17 protein-coding genes are annotated in these 23,981 nt (G+C 70.4%); 7 read left to right on the plus strand and 10 right to left on the minus strand.

What is annotated here, in order from left to right; genetic code table 11:
- The first annotated feature begins 12 nt into the window (after window positions 1-12).
- The 6 genes from OHT51_RS30385 to OHT51_RS30410 all read left to right on the plus strand — a co-directional run bounded on the left by OHT51_RS30385 (window position 13) and on the right by OHT51_RS30410 (window position 12,521).
- Entirely contained in the window at window positions 13-921 is a 909-nt protein-coding gene (locus OHT51_RS30385) for a sugar ABC transporter permease (RefSeq protein WP_328882100.1), read from the plus strand.
- A gap of 216 nt (window positions 922-1,137) precedes the next feature.
- Window positions 1,138-2,817, plus strand: a complete 1,680-nt coding sequence (locus OHT51_RS30390; protein ID WP_328882101.1) for a glycoside hydrolase family 13 protein — start codon at window positions 1,138-1,140, stop codon at window positions 2,815-2,817.
- A gap of 279 nt (window positions 2,818-3,096) precedes the next feature.
- On the plus strand, window positions 3,097-4,419 hold the full coding sequence (locus tag OHT51_RS30395) for an alpha-amylase (protein ID WP_328884492.1): 1,323 nt from the start codon (window positions 3,097-3,099) through the stop codon (window positions 4,417-4,419).
- 293 nt (window positions 4,420-4,712) lie between these two features.
- A complete protein-coding gene (pulA, locus tag OHT51_RS30400; protein ID WP_328882102.1) occupies window positions 4,713-10,151 on the plus strand; it encodes a pullulanase-type alpha-1,6-glucosidase in 5,439 nt (1,812 codons plus the stop codon).
- A 74-nt stretch (window positions 10,152-10,225) separates the two neighbouring features.
- The gene (locus OHT51_RS30405; RefSeq protein WP_328884493.1) at window positions 10,226-12,136 is read left to right on the plus strand and encodes a SpoIIE family protein phosphatase; all 1,911 of its coding nucleotides are present in this window, start codon (window positions 10,226-10,228) and stop codon (window positions 12,134-12,136) included.
- A gap of 28 nt (window positions 12,137-12,164) precedes the next feature.
- Window positions 12,165-12,521, plus strand: a complete 357-nt coding sequence (locus OHT51_RS30410) for a 5-carboxymethyl-2-hydroxymuconate Delta-isomerase (RefSeq protein WP_328882103.1) — start codon at window positions 12,165-12,167, stop codon at window positions 12,519-12,521.
- 41 nt (window positions 12,522-12,562) lie between these two features.
- Here the strand turns inward: OHT51_RS30410 and OHT51_RS30415 are convergent, their stop codons facing one another.
- The 5 genes from OHT51_RS30415 to OHT51_RS30435 form a co-directional block, all read right to left on the minus strand.
- A complete protein-coding gene (locus OHT51_RS30415) occupies window positions 12,563-13,252 on the minus strand; it encodes a TetR/AcrR family transcriptional regulator (RefSeq protein WP_328882104.1) in 690 nt (229 codons plus the stop codon).
- A 56-nt stretch (window positions 13,253-13,308) separates the two neighbouring features.
- Window positions 13,309-14,334, minus strand: a complete 1,026-nt coding sequence (locus OHT51_RS30420) for a PDR/VanB family oxidoreductase (protein WP_328882105.1) — start codon at window positions 14,332-14,334, stop codon at window positions 13,309-13,311.
- Window positions 14,334-15,230 (minus strand): metal-dependent hydrolase, encoded by an 897-nt coding sequence (locus OHT51_RS30425; RefSeq protein ID WP_328882106.1) that lies wholly within the window; start codon window positions 15,228-15,230, stop codon window positions 14,334-14,336. The genes OHT51_RS30420 and OHT51_RS30425 overlap by 1 nt, the downstream gene beginning before the upstream one ends.
- 105 nt (window positions 15,231-15,335) lie before the next feature.
- Complete coding sequence (locus tag OHT51_RS30430; protein WP_328882107.1) at window positions 15,336-17,261, minus strand: hypothetical protein; 1,926 nt, start codon at window positions 17,259-17,261, stop codon at window positions 15,336-15,338.
- Between the two features lie 82 nt (window positions 17,262-17,343).
- Window positions 17,344-17,895, minus strand: coding sequence for a tetratricopeptide repeat protein (locus OHT51_RS30435; RefSeq protein ID WP_328882108.1), 552 nt, complete (start codon window positions 17,893-17,895; stop codon window positions 17,344-17,346).
- A gap of 70 nt (window positions 17,896-17,965) precedes the next feature.
- Here OHT51_RS30435 and OHT51_RS30440 point away from each other — a divergent pair, with 70 nt between their 5' ends.
- On the plus strand, window positions 17,966-18,397 hold the full coding sequence (locus OHT51_RS30440; RefSeq protein WP_328882109.1) for a hypothetical protein: 432 nt from the start codon (window positions 17,966-17,968) through the stop codon (window positions 18,395-18,397).
- Window positions 18,398-18,470: 73 nt separating this feature from the next.
- Here OHT51_RS30440 and OHT51_RS30445 read toward each other — a convergent pair whose 3' ends face one another.
- The 5 genes from OHT51_RS30445 to OHT51_RS30465 all read right to left on the minus strand — a co-directional run bounded on the left by OHT51_RS30445 (window position 18,471) and on the right by OHT51_RS30465 (window position 23,865).
- The gene (locus tag OHT51_RS30445; RefSeq protein WP_328882110.1) at window positions 18,471-20,045 is read right to left on the minus strand and encodes a DUF1996 domain-containing protein; all 1,575 of its coding nucleotides are present in this window, start codon (window positions 20,043-20,045) and stop codon (window positions 18,471-18,473) included.
- 204 nt (window positions 20,046-20,249) lie between these two features.
- Window positions 20,250-20,903 carry a response regulator transcription factor gene (locus tag OHT51_RS30450; RefSeq protein WP_328882111.1) on the minus strand — a complete coding sequence of 218 codons (654 nt, stop codon included), beginning with the start codon at window positions 20,901-20,903 and terminating at the stop codon, window positions 20,250-20,252.
- Window positions 20,888-22,162 (minus strand): sensor histidine kinase, encoded by a 1,275-nt coding sequence (locus OHT51_RS30455; protein ID WP_328882112.1) that lies wholly within the window; start codon window positions 22,160-22,162, stop codon window positions 20,888-20,890. The genes OHT51_RS30450 and OHT51_RS30455 overlap by 16 nt, the downstream gene beginning before the upstream one ends.
- A 51-nt stretch (window positions 22,163-22,213) precedes the next feature.
- Complete coding sequence (locus OHT51_RS30460; protein ID WP_328882113.1) at window positions 22,214-23,236, minus strand: NAD-dependent epimerase/dehydratase family protein; 1,023 nt, start codon at window positions 23,234-23,236, stop codon at window positions 22,214-22,216.
- Between the two features lie 83 nt (window positions 23,237-23,319).
- Window positions 23,320-23,865 (minus strand): winged helix-turn-helix domain-containing protein, encoded by a 546-nt coding sequence (locus OHT51_RS30465; RefSeq protein ID WP_328882114.1) that lies wholly within the window; start codon window positions 23,863-23,865, stop codon window positions 23,320-23,322.
- Between the last annotated feature and the right edge of the window lie 116 nt (window positions 23,866-23,981).

Genomic DNA, 23,981 nt, shown 5'->3' on the forward strand with positions numbered 1-23,981 from the left:
GCAGGAGTCCCCATGAGCACCACGACCGTCAAGACCACTGCTCCGGCGGACCAGCCCCCCAAGTCGCCGACCGCGCCGCGCGGGGTCCGCCGGGGCGAGAACAGCCGCAGGACGTCCGTCGTCTCCCACGGCATCCTGATCGTGGCGAGCCTGATCGCGCTGTTCCCCGTCGTCTGGCTGGTCTTCCTGTCCCTCGGCCCGGACAAGGACGACTACCTCCACCCCGGTGGCATCTGGGGGAAGATGACGCTGGACAACTACACGTTCGTCCTGCAGGAGACCAAGTTCTTCGACTGGCTGACGAGCACCCTGATCGTCACGCTGGGCACCACGCTGATCGGCGTCGTCATTGCCGCCACCACCGGCTACGCGGTCTCGCGGATGCGCTTCCCGGGGTACAAGAAGTTCATGTGGGTGCTGCTCGTGACCCAGATGTTCCCGGTGGCCGTCCTCATGGTGCCGATGTACCAGATCCTGTCCAAGCTCCAGCTCGTCGACAGCTACCTCGGTCTCATCCTCGTCTACTGCACGACGACCGTGCCGTACTGTGCCTGGCTGATGAAGGGCTACTTCGACACGATCCCGTTCGAGATCGACGAGGCCGGACGCGTCGACGGGCTGACCCCGTTCGGCACCTTCGCGCGGCTGATCCTTCCGCTCGCCAAGCCGGGTCTGGCGGTCGCCGCGTTCTACAGCTTCCTCACGGCCTTCGGCGAGGTCGCGTTCGCGTCGACGTTCATGCTGTCCGACACGAAGTACACGTTCGCGGTCGGGTTGCAGACCTTCGTCAGTGAGCATGACGCGCAGCGGAATCTGATGGCCGCGACGGCTGTGCTGATCGCCATACCCGTGTCCGCGTTCTTCTACTTCGTGCAGAAGAACCTGGTCACCGGGCTTACCGCCGGCGGCACGAAGGGCTGACGTCGGCTGTCGATCGGCTGCGGCGCCGTCGTGGCTGGTCGCGCCCGCGCGGCGGTAGCCGCACATCATTACAGCCCCGGGCCCCTAAGAGCGAGCTGCTGAGCCCCACCCCGAAACCCGAGGCGGTCGCGGTGTCCATCCGACCCCGCTGTCACCGCGGCCGCCTCGTCACCCCCACTTCTCTGACCCATGAACCCGTTACGCACCAAGGACGCCATGAGCCAGCACCCCACCGCACCGGCCGAAACCTCCGCCGTCGCCACCGTCGCCAAGCGCCGCGACTGGTGGCGGGACGCGGTGATCTACCAGGTCTATCCGCGCAGCTTCGCCGACAGCAACGGCGACGGCATGGGCGACCTGGAAGGCGTACGCTCCCGACTCCCGTATCTGCGCGACCTCGGCGTGGACGCCGTCTGGCTGAGCCCGTTCTACGCCTCCCCGCAGGCCGATGCCGGCTACGACGTCGCCGACTACCGGGCCGTCGACCCGATGTTCGGCAACCTCCTCGACGCCGACGCGCTGATCCGTGACGCCCATGAGCTGGGGCTGAGGATCATCGTCGACCTGGTCCCCAACCACTCCTCCGACCAGCACGAGTGGTTCAAGCGTGCCGTCGCGGAGGGGCCGGGCTCCCCGCTGCGGGACCGCTATCACTTCCGCCCCGGCAAGGGCGCGGACGGTGCCCTCCCGCCCAACGACTGGGAGTCGATCTTCGGCGGCCCGGCGTGGACCCGGGTCACCGAGCCCGACGGCACGCCCGGCGAGTGGTACCTGCACCTCTTCGCCCCCGAGCAGCCCGACTTCAACTGGGAGCACCCGGCGGTCGGGGACGAGTTCCGCTCCATCCTGCGCTTCTGGCTCGACATGGGCGTCGACGGCTTCCGTATCGACGTGGCGCACGGCCTGGTGAAGGCGGAGGGGCTGCCCGACCTCGGATCCCACGAGCAGCTCAAGCTGCTGGGCAACGATGTCATGCCGTTCTTCGACCAGGACGGCGTGCATGTCGTCTACCGCCAGTGGCGCACGATCCTCGACGAGTACGCCGGCGAGCGCATCTTCGTGGCGGAGGCATGGACCCCGACCGTCGAGCGCACCGCCAACTACGTGCGCCCGGACGAGCTCCACCAGGCCTTCAACTTCCAGTACCTGTCGACCGAGTGGGACGCCAAGGAGCTCCGCGAGGTCGTCGACCGCACCCTGGACGCGATGCGCCCGGTGGGTGCCCCGGCGACGTGGGTCCTGTCCAACCACGACGTCACCCGCCACGCCACCCGCTTCGCCAACCCGCCCGGCCTCGGCACCCAGATCCGCACGGCGGGCGACCGAGAACTGGGGCTGCGGCGGGCACGGGCGGCGACCCTGCTGATGCTCGCGCTGCCCGGTTCGGCGTACGTCTACCAGGGCGAGGAGCTGGGCCTGCCGGACGTCGTCGACCTGCCGGACGAGGTGCGCCAGGACCCGGCGTACTTCCGCGGCGAGGGCCAGGACGGCTTCCGTGACGGCTGCCGGGTGCCGATCCCGTGGACGCGTACGGGATCGTCGTACGGCTTCGGCACGGGTGGCAGCTGGCTGCCGCAGCCGCAGGGGTGGGGCGAGCTGAGCATCGAGGCGCAGACCGGCGACCCCGACTCCACCCTGGAGCTGTACCGCTCCGCGCTGGCCGCGCGCCGCGCGCAGCGCGACCTGGGCGCAGGCGACGCGGTGGAGTGGCTGAAGGCCCCCGAGGGGGTCCTCGCCTTCCGGCGCGGCGAGTTCGTCTGCGTCGCCAACACCGGCTCGGAGTCGGTGACCACCCCGGCGTACGGCCGCGTGCTGCTCGCCAGCGGCGAGATCAGCGAGACCGACGGCGAGGCGAAGGTGCCGGGCGACACGACGGTGTGGTGGACGACTGCCTGACGCGTCGTCAAATCGCGAGGGCCCGCTGCTTCTCAGGCAGCGGGCCCTCTGCCGTTCCTCGGAGACCCGGTGAGCGCGAGGGAGTTGAGAAGGGCGCGTCAAGGTTGCGGATGAAAGTACTTGCTATGACTTTCAACTCTCTTGCTGTAAACCTTTCGTGGCGGTACGGTCACGCCGGCGCCCGGCAAAGACGCCTGGCCGTCATCGCAAGGAGTTACGCCTGTGATATCGAGATGGTCCGTCACCGCGACCGTGCTCGCCGCCACTTCGGCGGCCCTGATGGCCCCCGCGACCCCCGCGTCCGCCTCCCCGCCCGGCACGAAGGACGTCACCGCGGTGATGTTCGAGTGGAACTTCGCCTCGGTCGCCAAGGAGTGCACCAACACCCTCGGCCCCGCCGGCTACGGCTACGTCCAGGTCTCCCCGCCCGCCGAGCACATCCAGGGCTCGCAGTGGTGGACGTCGTACCAGCCCGTCAGCTACAAGATCGCCGGCCGGCTCGGGGACCGGACGGCCTTCCAGAACATGGTGAACACCTGCCATGCGGCGGGGGTGAAGGTCGTCGCCGACACCGTCATCAACCACATGTCCGCGGGCAGCGGCACCGGCACCGGCGGTTCGTCGTACACGAAGTACAACTACCCCGGTCTGTACTCCTCCTTCGACTTCGACGACTGCACCGCGCAGATCACCAACTACGCGGACCGTGCGAACGTCCAGAACTGCGAACTCGTCGGCCTCGCCGACCTCGACACCGGCGAGTCCTACGTCCGCGGCGCCATCGCCGGGTACATGAACGACCTGCTCTCTCTCGGCGTCGACGGCTTCCGCATCGACGCGGCCAAGCACATCCCGGCCGCCGACCTCGCCAACATCAAGTCGCGGCTCAGCAACCCGGCGGTGTACTGGAAGCAGGAGGTCATCTACGGCAGCGGAGAGGCCGTCCAGCCCACCGAGTACACGGGCAACGGCGACGTCCAGGAGTTCCGCTACGCCTACGACCTCAAGCGCGTCTTCAACAACGAGAACCTCGCCTACCTGAAGAACTACGGCGAGGGCTGGGGCTATATGAGCACCGGTGTCTCCGGTGTCTTCGTCGACAACCACGACACCGAGCGCAACGGCTCCACGCTCACCTACAAGGACGGCGCCAACTACACACTGGCCAGTGTCTTCATGCTGGCCTACCCGTACGGCGCCCCCGACATCAACTCCGGCTACGAGTTCTCCGACCACGACGCGGGCCCGCCCAACGGCGGTACGGTCAACGCCTGCTGGCAGAACGGCTGGAAGTGCCAGCACGCGTGGCCGGAGATCAAGTCGATGGTCGCCTTCCGCAACGCCACACGCGGTGAGTCGGTGACCAACTGGTGGGACAACGGCGGCGACGCCATCGCCTTCGGGCGGGGCGGCAAGGGCTACGTCGCCATCAACCACGAGGCGAGCAGCCTGACCCGCACCTACCAGACGTCCCTCGCGGCGGGCACGTACTGCAACGTGCAGAACAACACGAGCGTGACGGTGAACTCCAGCGGGCAGTTCACGGCCACCCTCGGTTCCAACACCGCCCTGGCGATCTACGCCGGCAAGGCGAGCTGCTGAGCCGTCACGCCCTGCGCACGGCCACCCCTGTCATGCCTGCACACGCCGGCGCAGGGGTGGCCGTCCGAATATGTCGATGTACATGATCCGGCCGTTCACGCCCGTACGGCTGTCCGCATGGATTGATCCGACCCTCACCGCCCTCGGGCCGCTATCGCGGACCAACTCACCCTGCTGAGTACCGAGGTGAAAGTTCTTACCGATGCTTTCAAGACTCTTGCTGTAAACCTTACGGCGGCGATACGGTCGCGCGGGGTCGGACCCACTGAGCCGTAATCGCAAGGAGCCCATCTGTGATAGCGAGATGGCCGACGCCGTCGAGGCGCCGAACCACCCATGTCGGACGGGTCGCCGCGGTCACCGTGACCGCGCTGGCCGCAGCACTCGTCCAGCCCCTCGCGGCCCGGGCGGACGCCCCGCCGCCGCCACCGTCCGACGCCCGGCTCGCGGCCGAGCCCGCCCGGCACGAGGCCACCCGCGACCAGTTCTACTTCGTCCTGCCGGACCGCTTCGCCAATGGCGACGCGAGCAACGACAAGGGCGGCCTGACCGGTTCCCGCCTCTCCACCGGCTACGACCCCACCGACAAGGGCTTCTACCAGGATGGCGACCTCAAGGGCCTGACCAAGCGCCTCGACTACATCAAGGGTCTCGGCACCACCGCCATCTGGATGGCGCCGATCTTCAAGAACCAGCCCGTACAGGGCACCGGCGCCAACGCCTCCGCCGCCTACCACGGCTACTGGATCACCGACTTCACCCAGGTCGACCCGCACTTCGGCACCAACAAGGACCTTGAGACCCTCATCTCCAAGGCGCACGCCAAGGGCATGAAGGTCTTCTTCGACGTCATCACCAACCACACGGCCGATGTCGTCGACTATGAGGAGAAGTCGTACGACTACCTCTCCAAGGGTGCCTTCCCGTACCTGACGAAGGACGGCAAGCCCTTCGACGACGCCGACTACGCGGACGGGAAGTCCGGGTTCCCGGCGGTCGGCACCGGCTCCTTCCCGCGCACCCCGGCCGTCCCCGCCGCGAAGAAGAACGTCAAGGTCCCGTCGTGGCTCAACGACCCGACGATGTACCACAACCGCGGCGACTCCACCTTCGCCGGTGAGAGCTCCACCCACGGCGACTTCGGCGGCCTCGACGACCTGTGGACCGAGCGTCCCGAGGTCGTCACCGGCATGGAGAAGATCTACCAGCGCTGGGTCAGGGACTTCGACATCGACGGCTTCCGGATCGACACCGTGAAGCACGTCAACATGGAGTTCTGGACCCAGTGGGCCACGGCGCTGGACTCCTACGCCGCCAAGCAGGGCCGCGACGACTTCTTCATGTTCGGCGAGGTGTACTCCGCCGACACGAACGTCACCTCGCCCTACGTCACCGAAGGCCGCCTCGACTCCACACTCGACTTCCCCTTCCAGGAGGCGGCCCGGCAGTACGCCTCCCAGGGCGGCACCGCGCAGAAGCTGGCGTCCGTCTTCGGCGACGACTACAAGTACACGACCGACAAGGCCAACGCGTACGAGCAGGTCACCTTCCTCGGCAACCACGACATGGGCCGCATCGGGTACTTCCTGAACCAGGACAACCCGAAGGCGACCGACGCCGAGCTGCTGAAGAAGGACGAGCTCGCCAACGAGCTGATGTTCCTCAGCCGCGGCAACCCGGTCGTCTACTACGGCGACGAGCAGGGCTTCACCGGCGCCGGCGGCGACAAGGACGCCCGTCAGACCCTGTTCGCCTCGAAGACCGCCGACTACCTCGACGACGACCAGCTCGGCACCGACCGCACGCACGCGAGCGACGCCTACGACACGAGCGCGCCGCTCTACCGGCAGATCGCCGAGCTCTCCGCCCTCCGCAAGGCCAACCCCGCCCTCGCCGACGGCATCCAGACGGAGCGGTACGCGGCCGACGGCGCCGGGATCTACGCCTTCTCGCGCACCGCCGCCAAGTCGGGCACGGAGTACGTCGTCGCGTTCAACAACGCCGGCGAGGCGAAGACGGCGACCTTCGCGACCGGCTCGGCCGGCATGACGTTCAAGGGGATCCACGGGACGCGCGACTCGGTCAGGAGCGACGCCGGCAGGAAGGTCACCGTCACCGTCCCGGCCGGCTCGGCGATCGTCCTCAAGGCGACCGGCAGGCCGGCGAAGCCCGCCACCGCGCCGACCCTGACCCTCAAGGCCCCGGCAGCCGGCGCCATCGGCACGGTGGAGATCGGCGCGGACGTCGACGGCGGACAGCTGGGCCGCGTCGTGTTCGCAGCCCAGGTCGGCAACGGCAAGTGGCGGACCCTCGGCTCCGCCGACCACGCCCCGTACAAGGTCACGCAGGCCATCGGCAAGGACGTACCCGCCGGAACGGCCCTGCGCTACAAGGCCGTCGTCATCGACTCGGCCGGCCGCACCGCCAGTGCCACGGCGGCCTCCACCACCGGCACCCCGCCCGCACCCGAGACCCCCAGCGCCGCCTCCCGCGACTACGCGGTCGTCCACTACAAGCGCACCGACGGCGACTACGCGAACTGGGGCCTGTACGCCTGGGGCGACCTCGCCGACGGAGAGTCCACGAACTGGCCGGACAGTCACCCCTTCGTCGGCCGTGACGCGTACGGCGCCTTCGCCTACGTCAAGCTGAAGCCGGGCGCGACGAACGTCGGTTTCCTCGTCATCGACAAGGACGGCAACAAGGACGTCTCCGCCGACCGCGCGATCGACCTCACCAAGACCGGTGAGATCTGGATCGAGCAGGGCAAGGAGGCCGTCCGCACCGAGAAGCCCGCGGCCGACTATCCGGCGCCGGACAAGTCCAAGGCCGTCCTGCACTACCACCGCGCCGACGGCGACTACGACGGCTGGGGCCTGCACACCTGGACGGGTGCCGCGAACCCCACCGAGTGGTCGAACCCCCTGAAGCCGGTCAAGACTGATGCCTATGGTGCGGTTTTCGAGGTACCGCTCACCGACGGTGCCACCAGCCTCAGCTACATCCTCCACAAGGGCGACGAGAAGGACCTGCCCACCGACCAGTCCCTCGACCTCACCGCGAACGGCCATGAGGTGTGGCTGTTGAGCGGCCAGGAGAAGTACCTGCTCCCGCAGCCCGCGGGGTCCGCGGCGGCGCTCGACCTGAGCACGTCCAAGGCGGTCTGGATCGACCGGAACACCGTCGCCTGGAAGGGCTCCGAGGGCGCGGCCTCCACCCAGCTGCTCTACAGCCGGGACGGCGGGATCGCGGTCCAGGACGGCACGCTGACCGGTGACGCCAAGTGGCTGCGGCTGTCCAGGAGCTCCCTCACCGACGCCCAGAAGGCGCAGTTCCCGCACCTCAAGGACTACCCCGCCTGGTCCGTCGACCCGCGCGACCGCGACCGGGTCCGCGAGGCCCTCGCCGGCCAGGTCGTCGCCTCGCAGCGGGCCGCTGGGGGCACCTCCCAGGCTTTCGGCTCTGGGGGAGGTGCCGTGCTCGCGGCGACCGGCGTCCAGATCGGCGGCATCCTCGACGACCTGTACTCCGGGGCGACCAAGGCCGACCTGGGGCCGGCCTTCGACAAGGGCCGTCCGACGCTGTCCGTCTGGGCGCCCACGGCCCAGTCGGTCAAGCTGGAGATCGGCGACTCCACCGTCGCCATGAAGCGGAACGCCGGCACCGGCGTCTGGTCCGTCACCGGCCCGAAGTCCTGGAAGGGCAAGCCCTACCGGTACGTCGTCAAGGTCTGGGCGCCCAGCGTCCAGAAGGTCGTCACCAACAAGGTCACCGACCCCTACTCGGTCGCCCTGACCACCGACTCCGAGCGCAGCCTCGTCGTCGACCTGGACGACAAGGCCCTGGCGCCGGGCGGCTGGTCCTCGTACACCAAGCCCAAGGCCGTACCGCTGAAGGACGCGCAGATCCAGGAGCTGCACGTCCGGGACTTCTCCGTCGAGGACCGGACGGCGAAGAACCGGGGCACCTACCTCGCCTTCGCGGACAAGGACAGCGACGGCTCCAAGCACCTGCGTGAGCTGGCGAAGGCGGGCACGTCGTACGTCCACCTGCTGCCGGCCTTCGACATCGCCACGATCCCCGAACGCCGGCAGGACCAGGCGACCGTCGGCTGCGACCTCGCCTCCTTCCCGGCCGACTCCGACAAGCAGCAGGAGTGCGTGTCGAAGATCGCTGCGAAGGACGCCTACAACTGGGGCTACGACCCGTACCACTACACGGTCCCCGAGGGCTCGTACGCCACCGACCCGGACGGCACCGGCCGCACGGTCGAGTTCCGCAGGATGGTCAAGGCGCTGAACGAGGACGGCCTGCGGGTCGTCATGGACGTCGTCTACAACCACACCGCGGCGAGCGGCCAGGCGGACACCTCCGTCCTCGACCGGATCGTCCCCGGCTACTACCAGCGCCTCCTCGCCGACGGCTCGGTCGCCAACAGCACCTGTTGCGCCAACACGGCCACCGAGAACGCCATGATGGGCAAGCTGGTCGTCGACTCGATCGTCACCTGGGCCAAGGAGTACAAGGTCGACGGCTTCCGCTTCGACCTGATGGGCCACCACCCGAAGGCCAACATCCTGGCCGTGCGCAAGGCCCTCGACGCGCTGACCCTCGCCAAGGACGGCGTCGACGGCAAGAAGATCATCCTGTACGGCGAGGGCTGGAACTTCGGCGAGGTCGCCGACGACGCCCGCTTCACGCAGGCCACCCAGAAGAACATGGCCGGCACCGGCATCGCGACCTTCTCCGACCGGGCGCGCGACGCCGTACGCGGCGGCGGGCCCTTCGACGAGGACCCCGGCGTCCAGGGCTTCGCGTCCGGGCTGTTCACCGACCCCAACTCCTCGGAGAACAACGGTACTTCCGAGGAGCAGAAGGCCCGGCTGCTGCACTACCAGGACCTGATCAAGGTCGGCCTGTCCGGCAACCTCGCCCAGTACCGGTTCACCGACACCGCCGGCAAGGAGGTCACCGGCGCCGAGGTCGACTACAACGGCCAGCCCGCCGGGTACGCGGACGCCCCCGGTGACGCCCTCGCCTACGCGGACGCGCACGACAACGAGTCACTGTTCGACGCGCTCGCCTTCAAGCTGCCGAAGGACACGTCGGCCGCCGACCGGGCCCGCATGCAGGTCCTCGCCATGGCCACGGCCACCCTGTCGCAGGGACCGGCCCTCTCCCAGGCGGGCACCGACCTGCTGCGCTCCAAGTCGCTGGACCGCAACTCCTACGACAGCGGCGACTGGTTCAACGCCATCCACTGGAACTGCGCCGACGGCAACGGCTTCGGGCGGGGGCTGCCGCCGGCCGCCGACAACCAGTCCAAGTGGCCCTACGCCAAGCCCCTGCTGAGCACCGTGAAGGTGGGGTGCGAGCAGATCGAGGGGACCTCGGCGGCGTACCGGGACCTGCTGAGCATCCGTTCGACGGAGAGTGCCTTCTCCCTCGGCACGGCCGGACAGGTGCAGTCGAAGCTGTCCTTCCCGCTGTCCGGGAAGGACGAGACGCCCGGCGTGATCACCATGCGGCTCGGTGACCTCGTCGTCGTCTTCAACGCGACCCCCGAGCAGCAGGAGCAGCGGATCGCCTCGCTGGCGGGCGAGGGCTATCGACTGCATCCGGTGCAGGCCTCGGGCGCGGACCCTATCGTCAAGTCCTCGTCCTACGAGCGCGAATCCGGCACGTTCGCCGTTCCGGGTCGTACTGTCGCCGTCTTCTCACGGGCCCTTTGATACCGCACTAGGTTGAGTGGGGCGGACCCGGTCACGGGCCCGCCCCACTCGTGCGTATCCAAGGGCTCCCGACGATGGACGGTTTCGGCAAGCAGTCGGGCACGACCGTGATGGTCGTCGACGACGTCTCGACCAACCGCTTCGCCATGGGCGCCGTGCTGCGCCGCGCGGGCCACGACGTCGTACCGGTCGCGAGCGCGGGGGAGGCGCTGAGCGAACTCGACATACGGCTTCGCGCGGGCACCCTGCCCGACGTGGCGCTCGTCGACGTGGGGCTGCCGGACATGAGCGGCTTCGAACTGTGCCGCCTGGTCAAGGCCCGGCCGTCCATGGCCGTACTGCCCGTCGTCCACTTCTCCGCCATGGCCATGGACCCGGGAGACCGGTGCCGGGGGCTCGACGCGGGCGCCGACGCCTACCTGACCGTGCCCGCCGAGCCGAGCGAGATCGAGGCCGTCGTACGGGCCGCCGTACGCGGGGCGCGTCTGCGCAGCGCGGCCGAGGTGCTCGCACACCGGCTGACGCTGCTGTCGGAGGCGATCGTCACCGTGCAGACCGCGCGCTGCCTGGGGGAACTGGCCGACGCCGCCGCCGCGGGCACGGCCCGGCTCACCGGCACGCCCGCCGTCGTCTTCGTCATCGGCCCGGGCGGCGAGCCGCACTGGGGCAGTTCCCTGCGCCTGCCCCGAGGCGACGGCTTCGCCCGTCCGGCGGGCACCCCCACCGCACTGCCCGACACCGCCCCGCAGGTCGCTGCGGCACGCCTGATCACCCGGATCGCGGAGGGCCGGACCGGGCGGACCGGGGTGCACAGCACGACCGTGCCCGCCTCACTGTGGCCCGCCGGTTTCTTCCGGCCCGGCGTCCGGGAGGACGCCCGCCTGGTCCTGGCGTTCACCGACGAGGGCCGCACGTCGGTGTGCGTCGCCATGCCCGTACCGCCGTCCCCACCGTCGGCCCGGCGCCCGCAGGCCGGGGTGCTCGCCGAGCCGATTCCGGTGTACGTCCCCTTCGCGCACCACCGCCCGCAGCCCGGACCGCCGGCCGAGCCGATGCCCGCGTACGACCCCCTCGCGCCCCGGCGCCCGCACAACGGGGTACCCGCATCCGTGGCGCCGGCGACACGGTGCCGATCCGCCCCACCGATGCCGGCATACGACCCGCTTGCGGCCCGGCGTCCGCCGACCGCGCCGGTCCCCGCCCCGGACCCCGCCGACGACGACCTCCTCGCCCGGCTCGCCCAGGCCACCGCGCTCGCCGCCGAGCCGCTGCTGATGTACCAGGCGGAGCGGCAGATCGCGCTCACCCTGCAGCACAGCTTTCTGCCCCAGCCGTACCGGCTGCCCGCGCTGCCCGGCGTGAAGGTCGTCGTCCGGTACGTCCCCGCGTCCCGGCAGGCCGAGATCGGCGGGGACTTCTACGCCGCCCTGCGCACCCGGGAGGGGGTGCTCACGGCGGTCGGGGACGTCGTCGGGCACTCGCTGGACGCGGCCACCGTCATGGTCGAGATCCGGCACGCGCTGCGCGCCTACTGCGTCGAGGAGAGCGACCCGGGCACGCTCGCCGAACGGCTCGACCGGATGCTCGTGCACTATCACCCCGACGTCACCGCCACGGTCTGCCTGGCCCTGGTCGACCCCGGCACCGGACGCGGCCGTATCGCCAACGCGGGTCACATCCCGCCGCTGCTCGTGCGGGACGGAGGCGACGCCGAGTACGTCCCCGTGGACGGCCCGCTGCTCGGCCTCGGCCTTCAGCGGCCGGCGCCCACCGAGTTGGTGCTGACCGCGGAGGACCGTCTGCTCATGGTCACCGACGGCCTGGTCGAGACCCGCGGCACCGACCTCGACGTCTCCCTGAAGCAGCTCCGCACGGCCGCCGCCGACGCCCCGCCCGGCGTGGACGCGCTCTGCGACACCCTGCTGGACCACTTCGGACGGGACCAGGAGGACGACATCGCGATGCTGGCACTGCGGTTAGGGTGATCGCTGCCGACCCAGAACAGGAGTGCTCATGCCGCAGATCACCGTCGACTACTCGGAACAGCTGGCGGACGACTTCGACCGGCCCGGCTTCGCCCGGGGGCTGCACACCGCCGTGGTCGAGATCGCGGCCGCGAAGCCGCCCGCGTGCAAGACGCAGTTCCGCAGGACCGAGAACACCACGGTCGGCGACGACACCGACGGGCACGGCGTCGTGCACGTCACCATCGGCCTGCTGGCCGGTCGTACGGACGAGACGAAGGCCCGGCTCACCGAGACCGTGCTGGAGTTGGTGCGGCAGCACCTGAAGCCGGTCGACGGGCTCGCGCTGCACGTGTCCGCCGAGGTGCGCGACCTCGACCCCTCCTACCGCAAGTTCGAGAGCTGAGCCGTCGCTCGAGATCGGCCCGGGATCGGCTCCGGATCCGCTCAGGACGCCAGCGCGATCAGCCGGGTCACCAGGTCGCCGAACGGCCCGTCGCCCGGCTCGTCCTTGAGCATGCGGCGCAGCAGCCCGCTCATCTCCTCGTCGTGCGCCGCGCTCACCGCCGCGAGCGCGGCGAAGTCGTGCACGAGCTGGACCTCCAGCTCGCCGCGCGGGATGCGGCGGCCGTCCAGCCAGATCAGCGCCGTCGACTCGGCGAGCGAGATCCAGGAACGGATGACCAGTTCCAGGCGCGCGGGCGGATCCTCCACCCGCAGATGCGAAAGGATTTGGACATACGCGGCCTGCCGCACGGAGTCGATGAGCGCGTTCGTCGCCGTCGAGCCGACGGCAGGACCGCCTCGCATCAGCGCCGAGAAACCGGGTCCGTGCTCGTCGACGAAGTCGAAGAACCGGCGCATCACCCGCAGCAGCCGCGCCCCCAGCGGCCCGTCCGGCGGCTCGACGAAACGGCCCGCCAGTTCGTCCGACGCACGCTTCAACGCGGCCTCGTACAAGCTGAGTTTGCCGGGGAAGTAGTGATAGACCAGCGGGCGCGAGATGCCCGCGGCCGACGCTATCTCGTCGATGGAGACGTCGTCGGGCGAGCGCTGGCTGAACAGTTCGAGGGCGACGCCGATCAACTGCTGCCGTCGCTCCTCGACTCCCATTCTTCGGCGTACCCCGGTAGTCATGCGAACACCTTACCGATCGAATCAGGCCCCGAACGGACCGGACCGATCGCCGGCGTTCACAGATCCAGTACGAGCCGGTCACCTCGGGCCCGCGACACACAGATCAGCATGGAGTCGGACCGCTCCGCATCGGTCAGCAGCTCGTCCCGGTGGTCCACCTCACCCTCCAGTACCCGCTGTTGGCAGGTCCCGCAGAAGCCCTGTTCACAGGAGTAGGCGGTGTCGGGCAGCTGCGCACGAACGGCGGCCAGTACGGTCGAGTCGGCCGACACGGTCAACGTCCGCCCGCTGCGCCGGAGTTCGACCTCGAAGGCACCGCCCGCCGAGGAGCGGGGTGCGAACCGCTCCAGGTGGACGCCCGGGAACCGCTCCTCCACCGCTGCCATCAGCCCCTCCGGACCACAGCAGTAGACGGCGGCCCGGTCGGGCACCTCCGCGAGAACGACGCCGAGATCCGGTGGCCCCTCGACGACGGTCACCCGATCCCCGCCGCCCAGCTTCTCGATCTCCTCCAGGAACGGCATCGAGGCACGGTCCCGTCCGCAGTACAGCAGCCGCCACTCCACGCCGTCGGGCAGCGCCCGCAGCATCGGCAGGATCGGCGTGATCCCGATGCCGCCCGCGACGAACACATACGACGGGGCGGCCACCAGCGGGAAGCGGTTCCGCGGCCCGCGCACCTCCAGCTCCATCCCCTCCCGCACCTGCTCGTGGACCTCGCGCGAGCCGCCCCGCCCGTCCGGGACCAGCCTGGTCGCCACCGTGTACGACGAGGTGTCCTCCGGGTCGCCGCACAGTGAGTACTGCCGCACGAGCCCCGACGGCAGCACGACGTCGAGATGCGCGCCGGGCTCCCAGCGCGGCAAGTCGTGCCCCTCCAGTCGTAGTTGTACGACCCCTTCGGCGACCTCTTCGTGCGAGGTCACCAGCAGGCGCAGTGCCCGTGACCGGGGCCGCCCGGAGGTCGGCTCGTCGAGGGCGGGCATCGGCCACAACGGCGAGACCTGTATCCGGTGCCGCATCGCCCGCCGGGCGAACAGGGCGGCACCGGCGACGACGGCGAGGGTGCGGAGCTTCGGCATCAGGCGGCACCCTTCGCGGACTTCTCGGCGGTCTCGGCGGCCAGCGCGGCGGGGGAGGAGGCCAGATAGGCGACGGCCTGCTCGGTGGACCCCTCCTGGGAGGGGTGGTAGGTCCGGCTCAGATAGCGGGGGATGGACCTGAGCATGTCCCCGGTCGAGGGGAGCGTGCCCCGCCTGCCGCCGACGTAGAAGTCCTTGAAGCTTGCCCGGCCGTCCATCAGCGTCGGGTCGTTCTCCATGAAGAAGCGCGACCCGCGCTGCCACAGGAAGACCAGAGCGGTGAACGCCGTCGCCCAGGTCCGCACCCGTCGCCGGTAGCTCCCGTCGACGTGCATGAACAGGTCGAAGGCGACCGACCGGTGCTCGACCTCCTCGGCACCGTGCCAGCGCAGCAGGTCCAGCATGGTCGGGTCGGCGCCCCGCCGGTCCAGTTCCTCGGCGTTGAGCACCCAGTCGCCGAGGAAGGCGGTGTAGTGCTCGATGGCCGCTATGAGCGCCACCCGCTCCATCAGCCACCAGCGGCGTGCGCGGCCCGGCGGCAGTGTGCGGTCGCCGAGCAGCTTCTCGAAGAACCAGTCGACCTGCGCGGTGTACGGCGTCGGGTCGAGCCCCTGCTCCCGCAGGTGCGGCAGCACCTCGTCATGAGCCTGCGAGTGCATGGCCTCCTGCCCGATGAACCCGATGACGTCCTCGCGGAGCTGCTCGTCCCGGATGTACGGCAGCACCTGCTTGTAGACGTGCACGAACCACCGCTCACCGGCGGGCAGGAGCAGATGCAGCACGTTGATGGTGTGCGTGGTGAACGGATCGCCGGGCACCCAGTGCAGCGGGGTGGCGTCCCAGGAGAAGGACACCTTGCGGGCCTTGAGGGGTATCCGGTCCTGCGTGTTAGACATGGCGTCAATGTACTGACGGGTAGGGCCAGGGTGAACCCTTGTGCACGGCCCTATTTACATTTCTGTCAGCAAGGCGGTTCGCGCTGGGGTCGTCTCACCGGGAGCTCACTGAAGCCCGTTGATCGAGCGCCCGCTCTCCAGCGTGCCCTTCAGCTCGGCCTGCGCGCCCTGCTTGGTCCGCACGGCCAGTTGGCTGCCCTCGGCGCTGCCGCGGACCCCGCCCGTGGCCCGGATCGACTCGGTGTCCCGGGTGCCCGCCGCCAGCAGATACCAGCCGCCCGCCTGCGCCTTCCACAACACACCGGCCAGCACATGGGGATCGCGCTGTCCGCACGCCGGCACGTTCTGGGCCTTCGCCACCACCGCGGCCTGCGGTGTGCCCGGCGTCCGGAACTGGGCCAGCACCCGCTCCCCGCCGCCCCGCCAGGTCTCGGCACGCGTGCACACCCAGTCCGCCGTGCCGGTCCCGTCGGGAAGCGTCTGCTGCGCGAACGACCAGGCGTTGACCGTCCGCACGCCCGCGGAGCGCAGCGCGCCCAGCCAGCAGGAGTACGGCGCCCAGGTGTGCAGGGCCTGCGCGCCGGTCACGTCCCTGGTCGCCCCGGGGCGGCCGGTGGTGAGGCGCGCCGGGACCAGTTCGGCGAGGTCGGTCAGGAGCCGGGTGCCGGCGCTGTCGGTGACCTGCAGCGCGTTCCACGAGGAGCACGCGCCGGCCTGCTGGGCGGTGGGGCTCGCCATCGGCGAGGTGACCCCCTCGGTCACGGTGAGGTCCATCGCTCCCGCGTCCGGCTTCAGCAGGTCCCGCTCGGCCGTGCCCTTCACCCAGGGCGCCATCAGATAGCGGACGTTGCCGTCGGCGCGGCTCAGCACCACCGCGCTCGCCTCCGCCCTGGTCGCGTTGTCGACGCGGGAGAAGTCCAGGGCGGCACCGGCCGTGCCGTCCGTCGGTTCGGCGTAGCGGGCGATGCGCAGACCGTCGTAGAGGATCACCACGCGCGCGGTGTCGATGGTCCCCGCGTACAGCAGCTGCGGCGCTCCGGCCGGGCCGCCCGACGGGGTGCCGGGCGTCGCCGAGACCGTGACCTTCTCGCCGGGGCGGGCCCAGACGGCGAGGGCACGGCGCAGCAGGGCCGAGTCGCCGGTGAGATCGCCGCGCGCGGGCCACACCGAGAAGTCGGTGCGGGCGGCCGACTGCCACGCCAGCGGCGGGACCTTCGTCAGCTGGGCCGGGTCGAGGGCGGCCTCGGCCGCCGGGTTCTGCGCGTACGAGGGGGCGGCGGGGCCGTCGGGGCCCCAGCCCTCGCCTGGCAGGCCGAGCAGTGCCCCGCAGACGAGGAGGGCGGCCCCGGCGGCGAGCGCGGCCTTCGTGTGCTGCCTGCGCCGCATCAGGTCGGTGGGCCGGGCCTGGAGGGAGCAGGGGTCGAACTCGGGGGAGTCGAGCAGCGCGGCTTGCGCCGGGACCGTGTCGGCCTCCTCCAGCGCGTCGTCCACGTCCTCGACGCCGGCCGCCGTCAGGACGTCGCGCACCTCGCCGTCCGCGAGCTTCTCCAGGCCGCGCAGCACATAGGCCGCCCGCGCCGGGCCGGACAGCGCCGACAGCTGCTGGTCCAGAGCGAGCTCGTCGGCGCCGCCCGACCGGGGGAAGAGGCGCAGGCCCCAGATCTGGGGCAGCAGGGGCGGCAGCTGGGAGCGCTTGGGCCAGGCCGGGCGCCGCAGCGGCAGGCCCGCCTCCAGCGCCGTACGCAGGACCCGGAGCCGCAGGAAGGCGTACCCGGGGTCGCTGTCGCGGCCCGTCGACTGGGCCGGGATCGCGGGCGTCGCCGCCGTCCGGCCGCGGGGCAGAGCCCGCTGGGTGAGGGAGTGCGCGGTCACCACGCGCCGGTTGCGGCCGAGGCTCGGCGGCAGCACCAGGTAGGCGAGCCGGACGAGCCGCGGATAGTGCTCGACGAGCGCGGCCTCCGCCCGCTCGACGTCTACGACCGGCTCGGCCGGGGCGGGTGCGGGGCGCGGGGCGACATCCTGTGACTGCACGTTCAGCAGAACGAGCGATTCGTCGGTTGGTCACCGCCGCGCGACACCGCCCCGCGGGATGCCGGGGCGAGGCCGTGTCGGCTCAGTCGTCGGACTCCAGCAGGGCGCGGGCGTAGTTCCCCATGGAGCGCTGGTAGCGCGGCAGATGGGGGGCGAGGGCGGCCAGTACGAGGGAGAGGCCCTCGCGATCACGTCCGAGGCTCGACAGGCACAGCGCAAGCGTCGCCCGTACCGCGTCGTCCAGTTCGTCCGAAGGGGCGTCCAGCTCGGGCGTCAGCAGCTTGACGCCCTCCTCCGCCTGGCCGACGTTCCGGAGCGAGCTGGACATCTGGATCTTGGCACGCCGGCCCTTGTAACCGCTCAGCCCGCCCGCGAGAGCCTCGCGGTACAGCGGAACCGCCTTGTCCGAATGGCCCGTCGAGTCCCAGGCGCACGCCTGCTCGAAGGGGCCCAGCGGGCTGCCGTCCGGCAGCTCGGCGACGAGGGCGTCGATGACGGCGCGGAAGTCGGCGGCCGACTCCTCGGGGTAGCTGTCGAAGGTTGCCCATGCGGCGGTCACGCGATCTTCCCAGTCCTTGTCCACCGAGTCACACTCGCACACCCGTGCCCGTGAGAGCCTCTGGTTTGAGCGCATCGCCCACCACAGCCGTATGGGAGACGAGGGCCCTCGTCGGGGCTCTGTGCGGCATGGACCGGAGGAACCGATGACATTGACCCGACCGATGCTCGCGCTGACCGGCGCGGTGGCGGTGCTCGCGCTGGCCGGCTGTGGCTCCGGCGGCGACAAGGAGGCCGAGGTGCCGAAGACGGCGACCGGCAGCCTGGAGCATCTGGCGGCCATGGCGAAGTGCGACCCGAACATGCAGACCGACGCGGACGAGCTCCGCCAGGCCATCTGCAAGACCGGCAAGGAGAAGTACATCCTCGCCACCTTCGCCACGGACCGCGGCCAGGCCGAGTGGCTGAGCGGCGCGAAGGACTACGGCGGCTACTACCTCGTCGGCCGCAAGTGGGTCGCCGTGGGCCAGGAGAACACGGTCACGACGCTGCAGAGCAAGCTGGGCGGGACCATGGAGGAGGGTTCCGCGCACATGAACCCCGGTGGCAGTCACAACAAGGGCGGCCACCACAGCTGACCGTGGGGGCCGGACGACAGAAAGCCGGCGGTGGGAATTCCCACCGCCGGCTTTCGTTACCGGTTCAGGACCGCTACTGGCAGTTCTGGCCGCTGTTGATGCAGTCGACCATCTCGTTCATCGTGTTCTCGTCGAAGAAGTTGATGAAGTCGTTGTGGTCGGTGATCGCCTTGTGCAGCTGGTCCGGGAAGGAGTCCACCGCGAAGGCGTTCTGGACCTGTCCGTCCTGGATCTGCGGGGCCTGGACGTCGTAGACCAGGCGGACCTGGAGCTGGGGAATCGCCTGGAAACCGTTGGCGCAGGTGCCGTCGCCCTGGACGAACGCGACGTGCGTGCGGTGGTTGGCGCTGTCGATGTTCTGACCGTCCCAGCAGCTCTGGAAGTTGGACGTCCGCACCACGGAGCTGCCCTCGGGGCAGATCGGGAGCTTGTCGTGCAGCTGGACCTGGTCCTCGAAGCCGGTGCAGCTCCAGTTGGCGTTGGCATTGGCGTTGCCGTTGACGAAGGACTTGGCGTCACCGGTGATGATGCGCAGGGCCTCCGGCATCGCGACGACATCGCTCGTCTTGTTGCCGACGAACTTCAGCTGCGCCTCGCTGGCCTCGACGATCGTGCCGACGTTGCCGTCCTGACCGCCGCCCGGGGCATCCGCGTCGATGTCGTTCTGACCGTCCTGCACCCGCAGCACCGGCCAGAAGTACGACGACCTGTCACCTTGGTTCTGGCAGGTGGTGTCGCCGTTCGCCAGGTCCTGGTCGCTCGCGAAAGCGTTGTTGGCCTGGTTGCCGACGTAGTCGTGCTGGTGCTGCGCACCGTTGCTGACACCGGGAGCGACGATCACGTTGTCCGAGTTGCGGTTCTCGTTCTCGTTGGTGCCGCAGTTCGTGGTGAAGCTACCGGTCGAACCGCTGTCCCCGTTCGCGGGGAGGCCGTTCGCGCCGACGCCCAGCTGGGCGTTGGCCTGGACCTGCGTGATGTCGACGAAGTCGTCCGCCGACGGACCGTTGCCGGCCTGCCCGCCGTTGCCGCCCTGGTCCTGTCCGCCGCCGTCCTGTCCGCCCTGGTCCTGACCGTCGTTGTTCTGACCGTCCTGGTTCTGGTCCTGACCGTCGTTGTTCTGGTCCTGACCGTCCTGGTTCTGGTCCCCGTCCTGCTGGCCGTCGTTGGTCTCAGGCTGCTCGGCCGGGACGCCCTGGCACTGGGCGAGCTGGTCGAGGTTCTGAGGGCGCTGGCCGCCGGCCCGGTTGATGTTGATACCGATCCGGTCGAGCGTGGCCACGCGCTTGGACTTCAGCGGGCCCAGAATGGCGTTGTTGACGTAGTTGGCGTCCCCCGCCTGGGCCTGCCGCGTCTCGGCGAGACGCTTATAGGCGTCCGTGACCTGCCTGTCCAGCAGCGCCAGCTCCTTGGCGACGCCCCTGCGCGCGCTCCTCGGCACCTTCGTCAGCTTCTGGCCGACATCAGGGCAGTTGATCGTCGCGACCCGGGCATTCGCGGACTTCGTCTGGTTCCACCCAGAGTTGTCCTCGTGCGCCGAAGCATAGAAGTTGGCCCATACAAGCCCGCCCCCACCGAGCGCTAGGGCTGCCGATGCGGCAATGGCCTTGGTGGCCAGCGGCGTACGGCGTTTTCTTGTGTTGCGTCCCATGGAACTCCTCTGACTTCCTTTTTCGGGGGCATCGAGGGCGCCCGACAGGAGTGAAGCGGCTCCCTTTGATACGGAGGTCGTCCCAGGGGTGTTCAGCCGTCCCGGAAATTGTTGAGAGATTCGTGAGAACGCTGTGTGCTCAACCGCCTCTGAAATACCGGCAGTTGTTGATCCCGCACGGCGGGTGAATAGCTGCGTCCGTTTTCACCGGCCATGGTCGAGATACGCGAGAACCGCCAGCACGCGACGGTTGTCGTCGTCCGACACCTCCAGGCCCAGTTTGGCGAAGATATTGGCGGTGTGCTTGGCGATCGCCCGCTCCGTGACGACCAGCCGCTCGGCGATCGCCGCGTTCGTGCGGCCCTGAGCCATCAGCTCCAGCACCTCCGTCTCACGGGGCGTGAGCCGCGCCAGCGGCTGGTCGTCCGCCGCGCGCCGGGACAGCAGCTGCTGGATCACCTGCGGGTCCATCGCCGTGCCGCCCGCCGCGACCCGCCGTACGGCGTCCACGAACTGGTCCGCGTCGAAGACCCGGTCCTTCAGCAGATACCCCACCCCGCCGCTGCCGTCGGCGAGCAACTCGCGCGCGTACAGCTGCTCCACGTGCTGCGAGAGAACCAGCACCGGCAGACCGGGCTTCTTCCGGCGGGCCTCCAGCGCGCACTGCAGCCCCTCGTCGGTGTGCGTCGGCGGCAGGCGTACGTCGACGACGGCGACGTCCGGCTCCAGTTCGGCCAGCGCCCGCGCCAGCTCGGGGCCCGTCTCCACGGCCGCCGCGATCTCGAAGTCGTAGGCCTCAAGGAGCCGGACCAGGCCGTCGCGCAGCAGGAACAGGTCTTCGGCTAGGACAACGCGCAAGGGATCTCCATGGTGACCATGGTGGGACCGCCCGCGGGGCTGCTGACGGCCAGGACGCCGTCGAATGTACCCAGTCGCCGCTCGATTCCGGCGAGCCCCGAACCGGTCCCGATCACCGCGCCGCCCCTGCCGTTGTCGGTGACGGTGACGCGCAGCCTGCCCTCCCTGTGGTGCAGGTCGATCCAGATCCGGTCGGCGTCCGCGTGCTTGACGGCGTTGGTGAGCACCTCGCTGACCGCGAAGTACGCCGCCGACTCCACGGGCGCCTCGGCCCGCCCGGGCAGCTCCACGTTCACCTCGGCGGCGACCGGCAGCCGCAGCGCCAACGCCCGTACGGCGTCGCCCAGTCCGCGCTCGGCGAGCACGGGCGGGTGGATGCCGCGCACGAGGTCGCGCAGCTCGTCGAGGGCGTCGGCGGAGGACCGGCGGGCCTGCGCGACGAGTTGCTTGGCCTTCTCCGGGTCCTTGTCGACCAGCATCTCGATGGTCCCGAGATCCATACCCATCGCCACCAGTCGCGCCTGTGCCCCGTCGTGCAGATCCCGTTCGATACGGCGCAGTTCGGCGGCGGAGGTGTCGACGGCGTCCTGGCGGGTCTCCGTCAGCACCCGTACCCGCTCGGCAAGTTCACCCTGGCCGGCGCCGAGGACGGCGCGGGTCAGCTGGAAGTGGACCTGGAGCAGGCGCGGCGTGTAGAAGTGCGCGACGAAGAGCAGACCGAGGCCGAGGGCGGCGGCGCCGAGCGCGGACGCCTGCCCCTCGACCTGCACGAAGCCGTACCAGTACCCGTCGGGCAGGACCCGCCACAGCCCCGCCGCGATCGCGAACCCCTCCAGCGGATAGAAGAGCAGCACGGCCGGCAGCAGCGCGGTGACGAACCCCGCCGTCATGTCGACCGGCAGCCACCTCAGGTCCCGCCAGGTCGCCGGGTCGCCCAGCATCCCGAAGGTGCGGGCCCACGGGTTGGCGTCCTTCGGCAACGGCCGGTACGCCGGCGGAATCCGCACCCCGCCCCACTCGGCCGCGAGGACCCGCCGCCAGTCGGCGAACGCCCGTACCCCCGTCAGCACCCAAGGTGTCGTGACGATGCCGACGCCGATGGGGATGAGCGCGATGGACACGAGGGACAGGACGAAGCACAGAACGGCGACCGGCAGCGAGACCAGGGCCAGCGCCAGCCCCCGCACGGCCGCGAGTCCCATGCCTCGCGCCCGTGTCCGCTGGTCGCCGCCGGTACCGCTCTTCGTGTCGTAGGTCATGCCGTAAGTCTCACGGAACCGGCGGCGCGGGTCACTGGGCCGGGGCCCCGGTCAGGGGGTGGTGCCAGATACACCCCCGCCCGCGAGGACCTTGGCCTCCACCTCCGGGTCGAGCCCCTTCGCCGTCCGGTCCGTGCGCCGGGGTGCCGTGCCGCCGATGTCCTGGAGCCAGGCCCAGGTGTCGGTGACGGTCTCCTCGACCGGCCGGCACCGCAGTCCCGTCGCGACCGCCCGGGTCACGTCGGCGGAGTGCAGTGCGTCGTGCATGTCCGTGCCCGGCGGCACCCACACCGGCAACTGCGTCCACGGCTCGATGCCCGCGTCGAGGATCACCTCGGGCTCGGTCCACCGCAGCTCCGCCGCAGCGCCGACGGCAGCCACACACGCGTCGAGGAACGTGCCCATGGTGGCGTGCCCCTGCGGGCTCATCAGGTTGTACGGCCCGCTCAGCTCCTGCTCCGCCGCCCCCAGGATCCAGTCCGCGAGATCACGGACGTCGGCATACTGCAGCGGCAGTTCCCGCGGCCCCGGCGCCAGTACGGGCCCGCCACGGGCGATCCGGGTCAGCCACCACGGCAGCCTGCCGACGTTCTCGTACGGGCCGAGGAGCAGCCCGGCCCGCACGAGCACCGAACGGTCCGCCCCGAACTCCTCGACGACGGCCAGCTCCCCGCCCCGCTTGTCCCGTGGGTAGTCGGTGTGCTCGGCACCGGCCTCGGCACCCTCGACCAGCGGCGCGTCCTCGCCGTAGCCCGCCGGCGGCGCCCACTTGTAGACCGAGCAGCTCGACACGTACACATACCGCCCGGCGCGGCCCCGCAGCACCCGCGCCGTGTCCCGCACGGCACGCGGCGCGGCCGACCAGGTGTCGACGACGACGTCCCAGTCGCCCTCCGCCTCGGTGAGCGCGGCGAGCCCGTCGGGCGCGGTGCGGTCACCGTGCAGCGACCGCACCCCGGCCGGCGGCTCGTGCCGCCCCCGGTGGAAGACGGTCACGTCCCAGCCGCGCCCCAGCGCCGCCTCCACGACGGCCCGCCCCGCGAACTCCGTACCACCCAGCATCAGAAGCCTCATACGGCCGACTCTGCACGGTACGGGCGCGGGACGGAACAGGACTCTGCCGTCAGCAGAAGATCAGGGGAGGCGGCCGCGACGGCTCAGCGCCCGACCGGCGGGGTGTACTTGTACCCCACCCGCCGCACCGTGCGGATGGTGTCGCGGTGCTCGGCGCCCAGCTTGCGGCGCAGCCGGGCGATGTGGACGTCGACGGTACGGCCGTCGCCCACGTGCCCGTATCCCCACACCGTGGTGACCAGTTGGTCGCGGGTGTGCACGCGGTGGGGGTTGGCCACCAGATGGGCGAGCAGCTCGAACTCCAGGTAGGTGAGGTCGAGTTCACGCCCGTCGACCGCGGCGGTACGCCGTACGGCGTCGACGCTGACGAGCGGGTCCCCGCCGGTGTCGGGGACCGGCGCGACCGGCGGCTGCTGGTCGGCCGGGACGAGCACCAGGTAGCCGATCATCGGCGGCTGCCCCGGAAGCGTGGGCAGGGAGTGCGGGGGAGCGGGCAGCCAGGTGGCGCCCGGCGGCAGCAGGTCCGCGACGTCGATCACCTCGTCCCGGTCCACGGCACGCAGATGATGCCGGGAACCGTTCGGGGAGGTGAGCGTGGCGGCGGTGGAGAGAGAACGAGTGGTCGCCATGAGAGGTCAGCTCTTTCGCGCGAGAGGTCCGTTGGGAAGACGTACGTCGTTTCGCGCTGGCCGAAGGCCGGAAGGTTACGGCTTTACAGGGCCCGCGCGTTCACCGCGCGGCAACA

The organism is Streptomyces sp. NBC_00299 (assembly GCF_036173045.1).
Classification (GTDB): Bacteria; Actinomycetota; Actinomycetes; order Streptomycetales; family Streptomycetaceae; genus Streptomyces; species Streptomyces machairae.